The organism is Flavobacterium gossypii, assembly GCF_014138495.1.
GTDB lineage: Bacteria > Bacteroidota > Bacteroidia > Flavobacteriales > Flavobacteriaceae > Flavobacterium > Flavobacterium endophyticum.
On the sequence record NZ_JACJIS010000001.1, the window covers coordinates 389,196 to 403,477 of the forward strand.

At 37.7% G+C, this 14,282-nt stretch carries 12 protein-coding genes; 2 read left to right on the forward strand and 10 right to left on the reverse strand.

What is annotated here, in order from left to right:
- Nucleotides 1–28: 28 nt before the first annotated feature.
- From GGR22_RS01870 to GGR22_RS01905, 8 genes are all read right to left on the reverse strand, one after another.
- Nucleotides 29–808: an OmpA family protein gene (locus tag GGR22_RS01870; RefSeq protein ID WP_182492339.1), complete on the reverse strand. Its 780-nt coding sequence runs from the start codon at nt 806–808 to the stop codon at nt 29–31.
- Nucleotides 809–1,228: 420 nt separating this feature from the next.
- Entirely contained in the window at nt 1,229–2,713 is a 1,485-nt protein-coding gene (locus tag GGR22_RS01875) for a carboxypeptidase regulatory-like domain-containing protein (RefSeq protein ID WP_182492340.1), read from the reverse strand.
- 19 nt (nt 2,714–2,732) lie between these two features.
- The gene (locus tag GGR22_RS01880) at nt 2,733–4,145 is read right to left on the reverse strand and encodes a CsgG/HfaB family protein (protein ID WP_121374711.1); all 1,413 of its coding nucleotides are present in this window, start codon (nt 4,143–4,145) and stop codon (nt 2,733–2,735) included.
- A gap of 4 nt (nt 4,146–4,149) precedes the next feature.
- Nucleotides 4,150–4,548 carry a curli production assembly/transport component CsgF gene (locus GGR22_RS01885; protein ID WP_121374712.1) on the reverse strand — a complete coding sequence of 133 codons (399 nt, stop codon included), beginning with the start codon at nt 4,546–4,548 and terminating at the stop codon, nt 4,150–4,152.
- A 15-nt stretch (nt 4,549–4,563) separates the two neighbouring features.
- Nucleotides 4,564–5,292 (reverse strand): curli production assembly/transport protein CsgE, encoded by a 729-nt coding sequence (locus GGR22_RS17120; RefSeq protein WP_245982416.1) that lies wholly within the window; start codon nt 5,290–5,292, stop codon nt 4,564–4,566.
- 4 nt (nt 5,293–5,296) lie between these two features.
- Complete coding sequence (locus GGR22_RS01895) at nt 5,297–5,815, reverse strand: hypothetical protein (RefSeq protein WP_182492341.1); 519 nt, start codon at nt 5,813–5,815, stop codon at nt 5,297–5,299.
- Between the two features lie 61 nt (nt 5,816–5,876).
- Entirely contained in the window at nt 5,877–6,713 is an 837-nt protein-coding gene (locus tag GGR22_RS01900; RefSeq protein ID WP_121374714.1) for a hypothetical protein, read from the reverse strand.
- Between the two features lie 463 nt (nt 6,714–7,176).
- On the reverse strand, nt 7,177–9,366 hold the full coding sequence (locus GGR22_RS01905; RefSeq protein WP_182492342.1) for a glutamine synthetase III family protein: 2,190 nt from the start codon (nt 9,364–9,366) through the stop codon (nt 7,177–7,179).
- A gap of 363 nt (nt 9,367–9,729) precedes the next feature.
- Between GGR22_RS01905 and GGR22_RS01910 the strand changes: the two genes are divergently transcribed.
- Together GGR22_RS01910 and GGR22_RS01915 are read left to right on the forward strand one after the other, a co-directional pair.
- Nucleotides 9,730–9,993 carry a hypothetical protein gene (locus tag GGR22_RS01910; protein ID WP_121374716.1) on the forward strand — a complete coding sequence of 88 codons (264 nt, stop codon included), beginning with the start codon at nt 9,730–9,732 and terminating at the stop codon, nt 9,991–9,993.
- A gap of 53 nt (nt 9,994–10,046) precedes the next feature.
- Nucleotides 10,047–12,404, forward strand: coding sequence for a glycosyltransferase (locus tag GGR22_RS01915; RefSeq protein WP_182492343.1), 2,358 nt, complete (start codon nt 10,047–10,049; stop codon nt 12,402–12,404).
- 90 nt (nt 12,405–12,494) lie between these two features.
- On the opposite strand, the gene GGR22_RS01920 is transcribed toward GGR22_RS01915, so the two are convergent.
- Both GGR22_RS01920 and GGR22_RS01925 read right to left on the reverse strand, forming a co-directional pair.
- Nucleotides 12,495–13,040, reverse strand: a complete 546-nt coding sequence (locus GGR22_RS01920; RefSeq protein WP_121374718.1) for a hypothetical protein — start codon at nt 13,038–13,040, stop codon at nt 12,495–12,497.
- Nucleotides 13,041–13,243: 203 nt separating this feature from the next.
- Complete coding sequence (locus GGR22_RS01925) at nt 13,244–14,248, reverse strand: T9SS C-terminal target domain-containing protein (protein WP_182492344.1); 1,005 nt, start codon at nt 14,246–14,248, stop codon at nt 13,244–13,246.
- Between the last annotated feature and the right edge of the window lie 34 nt (nt 14,249–14,282).

The following is a 14,282-nucleotide window of genomic DNA, read 5'->3' on the forward strand; positions in this document are numbered from 1 at the left end:
GCCTGCCCGAAAGAGCTGGCCTACAGGATTATTCGCTTTGGAGCACTAATATTTCTACCCTCCTATTTTCGTTACGTTCCTGCTCGTTCTTTTCGGGTATTGGATAGATGGGCTTGGTGCTTCCGAATCCTTTATATTTCAGCCTGCTGCTGCTGATTCCGTTTGCAATTAAATAATTATAAATCGCTTTGGCTCGGATCGTAGCGATGTCTTCTAAGTCGGTTCCTAATTGGCAGCAGATGTGTCCTTGAATTTCTATTTTCAGGTTTGGCTTTTCTGTCAAAATAGTTAGCAATTCTCTTAGGGTAGGTTCTGAGGCTGGGACAATAATTCCGGAGCGGTCATAAAAATTTAGGTTCTTAAGCGTCAGTTTATCCCCTGCTTTAAGGGTCTTGATTTCTTCAGAGAGCTTGCTTTTGGGTGCTTCTTTTTGGGGAATTGTATAATAGACTGTTACTTTTCGATTGGCCTCTTGCACGGTAGCTTGGGCAAACTGCTCTCCAAAGCCTTTTAATTCAATAGCTTCGTTTATTTTTATGCTATTGGCTTTAAGCGTTTGAAGGACATACTCTGCCCGTTTTACTGAAAGTGCGTCGTTGTATTCCATCGTACCAACGGCATCACAATAGCCATAAATCTTATCGATTATTGCTGTGGGATTTTCGCTAATCCATTGGGATAGTTTGTTGGAAGATGTTGTGTTTGTTTCTGAAATGTCAAAATCAAAAAAGACCTGGAAACGATTTTCTTGTGAATAAATAAAAGTCGAAAATAACAGTAGGAAAGCTGTCGTAATTTTTTGTCTCACGTTTATGGTTTTTACAGCAAACGGAAGAATAAGATTTTTATTACGCCAAAATAAAAAGTGAGACAGCCGAAACTGTCTCACCGGTTTTAGAATTAATTTGCTTGGAAAAATTAGAATTTAGGTTACGTCTGAATTTTTTTCAAAAAACAGAATGGGGTATTTCAAATACACAAAATTCTAACAGAGCAAATTAAAATATTTATTTACGATGGGGGTAAATAAATAAGTATAAGTAAAAAACTTATGGGGATAAAGTTTCTATTGAAACTCGTTATATCATTACTAAATTAAATTAAAAGAATAAAGATTTCATGTATTTGTCCTTATAATCGACAAACCGCAACATTCTTAGACAAAACACTATTTACCAGCAATTTGTAAAAACAAAATAACAAAAAGCGAAAAAATTGTTCAAAAAAATCACTCCCAATCGGGCATTGATGCATTGGTGAACAAAGTAGTTCTTGAAGCCACAATTCCGATAAGGTATTTTTGCACGTTCCTAGCGCTTATAAAATCATTAGACGTGTTGACAAAAATAACTTCTGCTTCATTTGGCGAATACCGGGCATCGATATCCACTGTTCCGGCTGGTTTTTCGGTATTTATTTCTGCTGTCGTATTTGTGCTAAAAATATGCTGGAAGATACGCGAATCCAACTGCCTATAATCTGGATTTTCAAAACCTGACACGTCTCTGGTAAAAAGTAATTTTTGTCCTGTTATTGAAAAATTCAAGCTTCCGACAGCACCATTCACGCCCGAAATAACCAAATCTGAAATGGCACCTTCAGCCGTAATCACATATATTTCGGCATTATAACCACTGGCATCGTTAACTTTCAGGGCTATTTTGGAACCGTCATAACTCCAGTCGCATTCTGAAATAAATTTGCCGTTGGGTGTCTGGAAAATCTGGGTCAATCCGCTGCCGTTGCTGTTTATCTTATAAAGCTTGTCAAAACTCGGATAGATGAGCTGGCTTCCGGCCGTATTCCATGAAAAATTGATAAACTCTGAATTGAATCCTGCAATAGGAACTGAATTGGTTACTTTAAACACTCCTGTTCCGTCGAGGTTCATCGTATAGAGATGATTTTGGGCGCCATTAGAACGGATAAAAGCAATCTTATTAGACTGGTTATTTTTGCGAGGCCGCCAGCTGTTAGTTTCAGAACTTGTGAGCTGTATCTGGTTTCCGGAATTGTCGCCGGCATATATCACATTGTTTTCGCTGAGTTTTTTGACAAACAGGAACCGAGCATCAGGAAAAGAAGTCGTAGTGAAGGATCGCACAGCGCTCAATACAGGAGGATTCAGTCCGTCTGAAACTGAAACCTGCCAAAAATATTTCGTTCCGAAAGCAAGATTCTGCAACGTATAGGTCGGCGTTACAATATCGGAATAGACTACAACATCGCTGTTGGCATCATTTCGGAGGGTCACTTCATAGGTAAGCGAGTCTTCTTCAGGATCAGTCGCGGTCCATGTCAATACTACTTGTCTGTTTTGGTTTACGGCATTATCTGCTGGTAAAACCAAAGCTGGAGTATTGGGTGATCTGTTGCCGCTTGTGGAGAGGTCTAATTCAAAAACAATTTCTGTGGTGCTGTTACTATTGACTGTGGCGGCTTCAAATTTTGTCAAGTATCCATCTTTTTGGGCTTGAAAAGAATATTGCCCGACAGGAACATTAGAAACTGTAAATCTTCCGTCTTCATCGGTAAAAACAATGCTCGAGGTCGGATTCGAAAAAACTTTTGCATTGACTAACGGTTCAAAAGTATCGGCAATAACTACCCTTCCGGTAACGGTTCCAAAATCTTCTCCTGCGACCTTTTCTTCGCTGCACGAAAACAGCAGCAATAAAAGAAAGAGGCCTGATTTTATAAGAATATTTTTCATGATTTTTAAAGATTAAAAATTATTGCTTTACAGGGTTTTGGGCTTCTTCAATGATGTATTTCTCATACACCTTCTCTTTTTTCTTTGGAAAATAATAGGTAACGCCAAAACCGAATCGGAAATAATAATCGTCACGGACGCCTCTTTCTAAATAATCTATATTGTCGCTAAAGTTGAGATTGTGCTCGGCATATATTTTTATGCCGACTGTTTTTGAAGCCAGATATTCCAATCCTGCACCATATTGCACTTTTGCATGCGTATTTTCGAAAAGGCGATTGGCTCCGAATCCGCCGCCGCCAAAAATATAGGGACTGAATTGTTCTTTTGGAAGCAAAATAATTTCTGCATTCAGATCAAACGTTAGATAGCCTACGTCGAGACGATCTTTGTTGGCGAGGTTGATCACATTGGTAGAAGCACTCAGGTTAAAACCTGGAGTCAAAAAATATTTTAAAGCACCTCGTCCCATTGGACGAAGTAGGGATTTATCGTAATCGCCGTCAATAAGCGTTGCGCCTCCTGAGATTTCCATGGCGAATCTTGATCTTCTTTCAGTTTTGTGTCGTTGATAAATTCCAGTAGCATCGGCCACTTCTTTTTCCATTTCAAATTTTGAGATGATGGAATCGACTTCGGCTTTATCTGCATCAGCTTCCCATATCTTATCCTTAATTCCTTCGAGCACTAAAGATTGTACTGCTTTTTCGATGGCTTCTGTTACGGCCATGTGTACGGGTTCGTTGGTAGAATAACCTGTTTCTACTTCCAGCAATCTCTTAAATTTCACATATCTGAAAAGGCTTTGGTCGACTGCCTGTGACAGAATCGTTTTAGAAACGTAAACTGATTTGAGGATTTTTCCGCTTGCGGTAGAAATCATCCGAAGGTAAATGGTTACTCGGTCTTGTCTGTATTTTGTAGAACCTCCGGCTCCAAAGTATCTTGCTCCAAAACCGCCTGTGATGATATTGGAATCGTAAGAAACAATACCGCCTTCCAACAATACACCTGCATACAGCAAAGGCGTGAGCTGCGGATCGTTGGGATTTGGGTTCTTAGAATATTCTTGTCTTGTAGATCGGATCAGGTTACGCTCTTGCAACAGGTTTCCGATGTTTTCGCGCTCAATGGGAATAAACCATTTGGAGTCTTCTAATGCTTTGATTAATATAGAGGTAGCTCCCTGGGTCACGGCAGTGCTGAATGTACTTCCGTTATCAGAGGCTTTGTATTGTCCGGTTTGGTCCCTAAACTTATAGATGCCGACAACAATCGGTTCTTTTGGTTTTGGGAGTTCTCTTAATAGCGTGGTTGCGGGCGTGATTTCGCCTATAGATGCTCTTTCTATTCCGGTCGGCTGGTTATAATAGGCACCACAGCCTGACAGCAATAGCAGCATAGCTATTCCTAAGTAATATTTGATTTGCATAGTGCTATTTTGGGATGATAACTTGGGTTTGTTCTCCAGTGTTGGTATCCAGAATGGTAACGGTCAGTCCGTTTTCTGAGGGAAAAATTTCGACAGAAAGGCTGCCAAATGTATAGCTTCCTTCGGAAATTCCGTTAGTGCCAAATTGCTGCGTGAACAATGATCTGGAAACTAGGTTTAATAACTGCGAGTTTAGGTTTTCTGTAAAGCTTTCTAATTCTGTTTTTGTCTTAGATGTAGCAGTATTATCCTTTAATTTATTTTGAGCTTCTGCAGAACTTAGAAGCCACTGGTAGTTGAACGTATCACCTCCGAAGTTTGGATTTTTGGGCTTATAGACCAAATCCTGGGCATTTGCGGCATGTGCCAGCAAAATGATAATTGCAGTGGATAGGAGTTTCATAATTTAAGTAATAAATTAATACTGAGTGATGTATTGGCTTTGTTTTTCCAAGTTTTTAAGATAGGCATAGGTTACGTTGACGGCATCTCCGGCGACAAGACTCAGGAATTCTTCGTCTGGATTCACTAAAAATTCGTAGATCACATTGTTCTCTATGCTTATTATAATTTTTGTATTTCTTGCAAAACTCAATTCTTCACTAACAGTAACCATCTTTTTGGAATTGACTTTTAGGTCATTATATCGGTAAAAATATAAGTCATAAAAGTCTTTACCTGCCTTGGTTTTCGTGTCATCGGTAACAATACCTGACAATTCAAAACCGTCTGCGGGAATCATTCCTTCATCCTTTTTTTTTTCTTCGCCGATAACAATCCTGTCCTTTCCGACAAGTTTCTTATCGCTATCATAAAAAAGGAGCATCACAATAATTTCGTCGTCTTTTCCCGAATTTACTTGGGTTGTCGACAGTTTTTTTGTTTCGCTTGGCTCCAAGGTAAAAAGTCCTTCTTGGGCATTATTAGATTGGTTATTACTTGTCTTATTCTTTTTTATTACTGATAATTTATACGATAAGCTTTGAACGATATCGGTTAAATTTTCCGCAGTACCGGTAATTTTTATGGTTCCTTCAATTTCTTCTAGATGTATTTTTGCCTTGACCTGAGTATTCGACAGCTGCGAATAGGAAACCGGAGCAAAAAGCAACATCATAAAAAGGCTATATGGAAGATATCTTTGCATTGTTCTAATGGTTTAAAATAATGACTGACGAACCATTGCTCGATTGGGTCACTTTCATATCTTTTGAAAGCGAATTGGTTCCATAGCTTTGTATATTCTGGTTATTGCCCTGCTGGATCATCTGCGTATTTACATCATACCTTGTATAATAGGTAAAATCTTGTATTGCATTATTTTCTCCAGACTGTACAATTCTTTGTGTTATGGTATTGGCTTGTTTTGTTAAGGAAACGGCATTGTCGTTACCATTTTGAAGCACAGAGATATCAACATCGTTGGCTTTCAGATTGGCATTGAACAAATTATAATTTCCGATCTGCTGTACCAAAACATCCCCTTTTTGCAATAACACTGAGGTTGATTGTTCAGGATTCATGCTTGAAACCACATGCAATGTTTTTTCTTTTGAATCAAAAATAGACGAGCTATATTGGTCAAATCCCGGATTGTCTTCTTCCTGTGCGAACGCAGCCTGAAAGAAAAGCCCAAAGACAAAGAGCATTATCTTAAATAAAGGTTTCATAAGTTATTGTTTTATAAAAGATGGGGCTGCCTTGTGTGACCGCCCCATTTTTAGTGTTCAACTAGTTAGATTGAGTAACATTGTTAATGTTAGAATTTCCTTTTTGAACGTTCATGCTAGTTTGGTTGTTGCCGCTTTGCATAACATTAGAATAGTTGTAGTTTCCTATTTGAAGCGTATTGTCAAGATGTCCGAATCCGTTTTGAGTAGTCAAGGCATCATTGTCTTTACCATATTGGTAGTGGCTTGCTTTGTTTGCTCCAGAAACAGCTACGGCTGTACTTGTTTGCGTAATTTTAGAGTCGTTCAACTCACCGCCTTGGCTAGTATAAGCAACGTTAAAGTCACCTACTTGAGTTTGTAACGCATCATTGAATCCGTGAGGCATGAATGGAACTGTAACAGCACTTACAAATCCAAGAGCTTCTGCACTGAAAGGAGCACCTGTTGGCATCTCGTTTCCAGAAGTACCTTGGTCAATGGTAGCTTTGTTGTTGTTTCCTGTTTGCAATTGCTTAGCCCAGTCATTTCCGTTTCCAGCAGTTGGGTTTAATTGGTCTTGCCAGATCGTAGCTTGGTTGCTATTTCCTGTCTGAACTTGGTAAGCTTCATTGTAAAGGTTGTTTTGAGAAACAAATGCATTATTTAGGTTTCCGATTTGCTTCACGTCAGCTTTGTTGTGGTTAGAAGCTGAAGAATTGTTAGGATTAATACCTTGTGTAACATTTGAAACGTTACTGTTTCCTTGTTGTCTTACGTCTGAATCTTGGTAAGATCCTTTTTGGTTAACCGACGAATTGTTAGATCCTCCTAACTGCAACACGTTGCTGTCGTTGAATTGTGCAAAAGAAACTGCACTTACCAGCATCACTGAGATGCTTAAAATCACTTTTTTCATAATAAAAATATTTAATTGGTTATAATTACAATTTAATATTGGGGGTCGAAAAAAGTTCTAGAGGGAGGCCATAGAATAGCCTGTTATAATGAAGTATTTTTGGATTGCAATTGTGGTATCTTGCTTTTCAAAGGTATTTCTTTTTTACAAAAAACAAAATCTGAACTACAAGAAAAGCGAGTCAAAAACCAACTTTTCTATGAATTGTGCAAAATATCGGATGAAATACATCATTTTGAATACATTTTTAAAAAAATAATTAAAAAATTCATATTTACATCATATTAGATTAACTATTTCGTAAGAGATTGTTTGCAAAAAACAATTTTGTAGAAATTAAAGTGTACAAATTTTCTGCTATTAATAATTCGTTATCTCCTTGTTTCTTATTTTTCATAAAAAAAGCCTGCTATTTAAGCAGGCTTTTTGTGTTGTTGTGTTGTTTGTGTATAGCAGATTATTATTATTTTGTAAATAATAATTCTCTGTATTTAGTCAGTGTCCAGATTTCATCATCTACCAAAAGTTCCAGCTTATCGCAGTGTTCTCTGATGATTTCGAAATAAGGCTTCACTTTATTGCAATAAGCTATTGCCATTTTTTCTGTATCTGGAAGGTTGTTTGCTTTTTTGCGTTCTTCCGTCATTTCTTCTACCTTAGTATTGATACCTTCGATATGTCCGGAAATTTCTTTGATTAATGAAATCTGCTCTTTAGCAATCGTTTCATATTCTTTACCAAAGATATCTTTCAGGCCTCTTACATTTTCGATCAAAAGGTTTTGGTAGCGAATCGCTGTCGGAACTACATGATTTCTAGCAATGTCACCAAGAACTCTTCCTTCAATCTGGATTTTCTTAGTGTATTCTTCCATTTCGATTTCATAACGAGCCTCAACTTCTACGTGGTTCATTACTCCTAATTCTTGGAACAATTCGATTGCTTTTTTAGAAACTTTCGCTTTTAAAGCTTCAGGAGTTGTCTTGAAATTGCTCAATTTTCGTTTTGCTGCTTCTTTCTGCCAAGCATCGCTATAACCGTCGCCTTCAAAAAGGATATTTTTTGTCTGCTTGATGTATTCTCTCAATACGTTGAAGATGGCGTCATCTTTCTTCATGTCTTTACCTTCGATCAAGGCATCGACTTCGTTCTTGAAATCAATCAATTGTTTTGCAACGATCGAATTCAAAGTAGTCATCGCGTTCGCGCAGTTCGCAGAAGAACCTACAGCTCTAAACTCAAATTTATTTCCTGTAAATGCAAATGGCGACGTCCTGTTTCTGTCTGTATTGTCTAATAATACGTCTGGAATTTTTCCTACCACGTTCAACTTAAGATCGGTTTTTTCTTCAGGAGATAGTTTTCCTTTAGAAACACCTTCTAATTCTTCTAAAACTTTAGTCAATTGCTGACCGATAAAAACGGAGATGATTGCAGGAGGCGCTTCGTTGGCACCAAGACGGTGGTCGTTACTCGCTGTTGCAATTGCAGCTCTCAATAATTCTTCGTGTGTGTGTACTGCTTTGATTGTATTGATAAAGAAAGTCAGGAATTGCAGGTTGCTCATCGGCGTTTTTCCAGGACCTAATAAGTTTACTCCAGTATCGGTAGCCAAAGACCAGTTATTGTGTTTTCCAGAACCGTTTACGCCTTTGAATGGCTTCTCGTGGAAAAGTACTTTAAAATCATGACGCTCTGCCACTTTCTGCATTACGTCCATCAATAATGAATTGTGGTCTACAGCCAAATTGGTTTCTTCAAAAATCGGAGCCAACTCAAATTGATTCGGAGCTACTTCGTTGTGACGTGTTTTTACTGGAATTCCCAAAAGCATACATTCGTATTCCAACTCTCTCATATAAGTAAGGACCCTTGTCGGAATTGAACCAAAATAATGGTCGTCCAATTGCTGTCCTTTTGCAGAAGTATGTCCTAATAATGTTCTTCCCGTCATTAATATGTCTGGACGAGAATTAGCCAAAGCTGAATCGATAAGGAAATATTCTTGTTCCCATCCTAAAGTTGCAGTGACTTTCTTTACGTTTTTATCGAAATAGCGGCAAACAGATGCTGCAGCTTCGTCGATAGAGTGCAAAGCTCTCAACAAAGGCGTCTTATAATCTAAAGCTTCACCTGTATAGGAGATGAAAACTGTAGGAATACATAATGTCGTTCCAAAAATAAAAGCAGGAGATGTAGGATCCCAAGCGGTATATCCTCTAGCTTCAAAGGTATTTCTGATTCCTCCATTCGGAAAGCTAGAAGCATCTGGTTCTTGCTGTACTAATTGTCCGCCACCGAATTTTTCAACTGGATCGCTTCCGTCATACGATGTTTCAAAAAAAGCATCATGTTTTTCGGCAGTTGTTCCTGTCAAAGGCTGGAACCAGTGCGTATAATGTGTCACTCCTTTTGTCAATGCCCATTCTTTCATTCCAAGAGCAATATAGTCCGCTAGTTTTCTATCAATTTTTTTTCCGTGCTGGATGGCATCTTTTACACCTTGATAGGCATCTTGCGTTAAAAATTGGCGCATGGCTTTGTCATTAAATACATTGCTGCCAAAAATTGCAGATTTTCTTTCCAGTTCTTCAAATTTAACTGGCTTTCTTCCGGCCGTCTGTGCTAATGCTTGAAAACGAAATGTCGACATAAGAGTGATTTTAGATTTCTGATTAATTTGATGCAAAGATATAATTTTTATTACTTGAAATTATTTTTACCCTATTTTTTTTAGGGTCAAACCTATAATTTTACAAAATAACATACCATACACCCCTAAAATATATCAAAAACACCAAACATACATTTAAAAGACCATTATTAGTCATTCAGAATTTTATAACTTAATCTAAGAATTATATAATATTCATTAAAAACAAAAACAATTCAAAATAAATACTAAAAAATCAATGATTTGTTAATTATGTTAAACATTACATAACACAAATACACTTTTACTACTTTATAACTAATTTTAGAATCCAAGATATTTAATCACTAAAAAATAATCGTTATGAGCTCAAAAAAATTAGTTTTAGGTATTGCCGTAGGAGTCGCTGCCATAGCTGTAGTCGGACTTATAGTCGCAAAAAAGAAATCCAAAAAGAACAAGCTGTCTGAAAAAGCCCTTGAGGCAAGAGACAACTTCAAAAGCAAACTGAACGAATTGCAGCGCAAGGCAAAAAAAGAATTCAATAGTGCTTTGGAAGATGGTGAAGCTTTGGCTAATAAAGCGAAAGACAGAGCTAATGAATGGGCGCATCGAGTTAATCCATAAATCCATCACTAGAGAACTATACTAATAAGAACTGCCAAAAACTGAAAAGGAATATGAAAAACCTACCACACAACTCCGCTACTCCTATCTTAAAATCAGACAGTCTTGTCTTTCCATCACGCGTCAATACGCTTGGAGATGACGAGCAATTGCCGGAAATCTTATTTATAACATCCTATCCTCCGAGAGAGTGTGGCATTGCCACCTATTCTCAAGATTTGATGAAAGCATTGAACAATCAATATGTAAGTTCTTTTTCCTTGACCGTTTGCGCTCTGGAAAACGAACACGAAAAACATCTGTATGCCGACGAAGAAGTAAAATATACTTTAAATACTTCTGATCCTGCTTCATTTAGGACTATTGCAGAAACTATAAATAATGATGACAATATTAAGGTAGTCGTAATTCAGCATGAGTTCGGGCTTTTTCAGGACAATGAGAGCTTCAATGCATTCTTATTAGAAATCGAGAAGCCTTTGGTGGTTGTTTTCCATACGGTATTGCCAAGGCCCGATGTTGAATTCCAGAAAAAGGTACAGCATATTCTCGACAGGGCGGATTCTATAATTGTAATGACAAAAAATTCAGAAGCCATCCTTAAAGAAGATTATACGGTAGCTTCTGAAAAAATCAGTGTGATTCCGCACGGAACCCACTTGGTACCGCATACCGATAAAAACGCGTTGAAAGCCAAATATGGCGTAAAAGGCAGAAAGGTGCTTTCTACTTTCGGACTTCTTAGTTCTGGAAAAAGCATTGAGACGACTTTAGACGCACTGCCAAACATTATAAACAAAAGCCCGGACGTACTTTTCCTAATTATAGGCAAGACCCATCCGGGCGTTGTGTTGCATGAAGGAGAATCGTATCGCGATTCCTTACAGCAAAAAATCAAAGAATTGAAACTTGAAAATCATGTGCAGTTCGTAAACAAATATCTTCCGTTAAATGAATTGCTGGATTATTTGCAGCTAACCGATATTTATCTTTTCACTTCTAAAGACCCAAACCAAGCTGTCAGCGGTACTTTTTCGTATGCCATGAGCTGTGGTTGTGCGATTGTTTCCACGCCGATTCCTCATGCCAAAGAAATGCTTGCCGACGGTTCTGGACTTACTTTCGACTTTGGAAATTCCAAACAATTAGCCGAAGCCGTCAACTTGCTTATTTACGACATCGGCTTGCGAAAAAATATGATACTGAATGGTCTTCATAAAATCATGCATACCGCTTGGGAAAATTCAGCGGTGGCACATGCCGTATTGTTCCAGAAAGTTTCAGGCGGAAAAATAGAATTGCATTACAGGAATCCGAAACTCAACTTGGATCATATTAAAAAGATGACTACTGAATTCGGAATGTTCCAGTTTTCAAAATTAAACCGTCCGGACCCAAATTCAGGCTATACGCTTGACGACAATGCCAGAGCATTAATTGCTTTGTGCCAAGATTACAAGCTCACAAGAGATATTGAAGACTTAAAATACATCAACATCTACCTCAATTTTATTTCCTATTGTATCGACGATGATGGAAAATTCAAGAATTATGTGGATGTAGACAAAAATTTCACGCCTCAGAATAATTCTGTAAATCTTGAAGACAGCTCCGGCCGTGCTATATGGGCTTTAGGATATTTGGTATCATTGGCTCCTATGCTGCCTTCAAATTTTACTAAAAAAGCCGAAGCCTTATTCAGGAAAGCCATGCTGCAGACCGAAAAGATGCACTCGACAAGAGCGATGGCTTTTATAATCAAAGGACTGTATTATTTCAACAGACAGGTGAAAGATCTCGACAATCAAATCTACATCAAAATATTTGCCGACAGGCTCGTGCAGATGTACAAGCATGAAAGCTCTATAAACTGGAAATGGTTTGAAAGCTACCTTACCTACGCCAACAGCGTACTTCCAGAAGCGCTGCTTTGTGCTTATGCTGTCACAAATAAAGAAGAATATAAAGAAATTGCAAGAGAATCTTTTGACTTCTTGCTGGACAATACTTTTTCTGATAACAGTATCAAAGTAATTTCCAACAAGAGCTGGCATATTAAAGGGCAAGACAAGCATAGTTATGGAGAACAGCCAATTGATGTGGCGTATACTATCTTAGCCTTGCGTAAGTTCCATGATATTTTTAAGGATGAAGAATACCTTAATAAGATGGAAATTGCTTTCAACTGGTTCTTGGGCAACAATCATCTAAAACAGATTATTTACAATCCGTGTACGGGCGGCTGTTTCGACGGACTTGAAGAAAACAACGTAAACCTTAACCAAGGCGCCGAATCTACTTTGAGTTATTTGATGGCCAGACTGACAATAGCACGCTATTTCGGAAATGCAAATACGATTTACTTCCGCAAAAAATTAAAAGCAACAAAACTTTTGCTTCTAAAGAGTTAATTATTAATTCACTGCAAAAAAGCCAGCTGTTTAGCTGGCTTTTTTTATGGGCATAAAAAAAGAGGCCGAAGCCTCTTTTTTATTTCTATATTATTTTCTGGATTCTAATGTTTTCACATTGCTGTCATTCAATCCGTATGCTTTGATTACTGCATTGTAGTCGCTAAGGTCAACTGCAGGTGCAGCTGTCGCTCCTTTACCAGAATTTGCTGCTTTGTTAGACAGGTAGCCTGGAATAATTACGACACGGAAAACTTGGTTTACAGAAAATGCTGGTTCTTCTTCAGCAGGGAAATTACTATCAATATAAATATTGATTGAATTTACAGTAAAGTCAAAAGTATATTGCAAATACTCAGCTCCAGAGCTAAAGAAATACGTTTGTGGAAGTGCTTCCCATACATCTTGTCCTCCTGCAGTACCTGAAAGCCTATATATCATAATCATGTCTGAATTGAAAATAGGAGGAAGCAAAGAGTAGTTAATTTTATAACCGTTTCCTGCGTTGAAAGTTGTGTTTTGGTTGATTTCAAAAACCTCTGCAATTGTGTCGTTATCAACACGGTCGTCATCGTTAGTACAACTTTGTAATGCTGTCATTCCGACAATAGCTAAAAGTAAAAATATTCTTTTCATAATGTTATTTTTTATTTGTTTATAAATGTATTCCAAAAATAAAGCCAAAAAAAAGTTTTTAGAGAAATTTAATACTTTTTTATTCGATTCTCTGGGTTTTACTTTCCTTAAAAAGGTTGTAACTTATTACATATTAATTAAATAAACTAAAAATATATTTTCTCTTAAATAATCCGTCTTTTTCAAAAAATAGTAAATCACTACTAATTTTCCTTTCTAACTATTTCTTTTTTCTTTTCTAAATATGCTTTCAAAAGACCACTCAAATCCACCTTGTGGAATTTTTGAGGTTTGTTTATAAAAGGCTTTCTGGAGAAATTTTCATTGGTCAGGTAATACTGCAATCCGTTTTCTGTGGCAACTCCTTCTACTTGATGGAATGGCAGCCGCAGCTTGATTCTTCTTTTGTTTCCGGCAAAAAAATCAGCGCCGTTAAAATCGTATAAGAGATATAAAAAAGGCTTGAGTCGTTTGGTATAGCCGCATAAGACGACCAAATTCTTTGATTCTAAAAAAGTAGCTCCGGTAATCAATCCTCTTACATCGTGTACTGTTTTTAATTTTGCTATGTGCTGGCCTGGAAGTTTTGGAAGCGAATATACCGCCGTCTTCTGAGATGTCCATTGCTTGGTAAAAATGTAAATGCTGTCTTTTGAAACGATAAAAGCTTCGCCGTCATACTCTGTCTTGTTGGCTCTTGAAGGCGTGAAATCTATCTGGTCGGAATAACTGAAATGAATCGTATCAATTACTGGATTTACGGAAAGCGAATTCTTTTCAATTCGCAAGATGCGTAAGTCTTTCCTATTTCCGGCCGAGTTGTTTCCGAAATCGCCTATATAAAGATAACTGCTATCCTGCGAAATCTCCTCCCAGTCTTTATTTGTCACATTTTTCAATTCATACGATTGCTGTATTTCGCCGGAAATCGTGTCCAAGGCATAAAGAGCCGTATCCTTGTCGTCATTCTGCGTCCACAGTTTTCCATCCCAAAAGAGAAGGCCAGAAGTTTCGTGCAATTTCTTGTCTAGCTTTTTAGAAAAATCGGGTTTTATCTTTGCTTTTTTATAGTCGCAGCTCCCGTCGTTCCATGTGGCTTGCGGATTATAGTTTTTAGACAGCGGATCTGTACAGCCCGAAACCTGCGCTCTTGCACCTAAAGTAAAAGCAATATTCAGAAGGACGACGAGCCAGCAGAGAGTCTTCATGTTTTTTTATTTACCGCATAAAAATAACGAAAAA

Bases quoted from the DNA above. Each gene is read 5' to 3' on its own strand.
- GGR22_RS01885 (WP_121374712.1), bottom strand. From the start codon at position 4,548: ATGAAACTCCTATCCACTGCAATTATCATTTTGCTGGCACATGCCGCA.
- GGR22_RS01920 (WP_121374718.1), bottom strand. From the start codon at position 13,040: ATGAAAAGAATATTTTTACTTTTAGCTATTGTCGGAATGACAGCATTA.
- GGR22_RS17120 (WP_245982416.1), bottom strand. From the start codon at position 5,292: ATGCAAAGATATCTTCCATATAGCCTTTTTATGATGTTGCTTTTTGCT.
- GGR22_RS01910 (WP_121374716.1), top strand. From the start codon at position 9,730: ATGAGCTCAAAAAAATTAGTTTTAGGTATTGCCGTAGGAGTCGCTGCC.
- GGR22_RS01905 (WP_182492342.1), bottom strand. From the start codon at position 9,366: ATGTCGACATTTCGTTTTCAAGCATTAGCACAGACGGCCGGAAGAAAG.
- GGR22_RS01900 (WP_121374714.1), bottom strand. From the start codon at position 6,713: ATGAAAAAAGTGATTTTAAGCATCTCAGTGATGCTGGTAAGTGCAGTT.
- GGR22_RS01880 (WP_121374711.1), bottom strand. From the start codon at position 4,145: ATGCAAATCAAATATTACTTAGGAATAGCTATGCTGCTATTGCTGTCA.
- GGR22_RS01915 (WP_182492343.1), top strand. From the start codon at position 10,047: ATGAAAAACCTACCACACAACTCCGCTACTCCTATCTTAAAATCAGAC.
- GGR22_RS01895 (WP_182492341.1), bottom strand. From the start codon at position 5,815: ATGAAACCTTTATTTAAGATAATGCTCTTTGTCTTTGGGCTTTTCTTT.
- GGR22_RS01925 (WP_182492344.1), bottom strand. From the start codon at position 14,248: ATGAAGACTCTCTGCTGGCTCGTCGTCCTTCTGAATATTGCTTTTACT.
- GGR22_RS01875 (WP_182492340.1), bottom strand. From the start codon at position 2,713: ATGAAAAATATTCTTATAAAATCAGGCCTCTTTCTTTTATTGCTGCTG.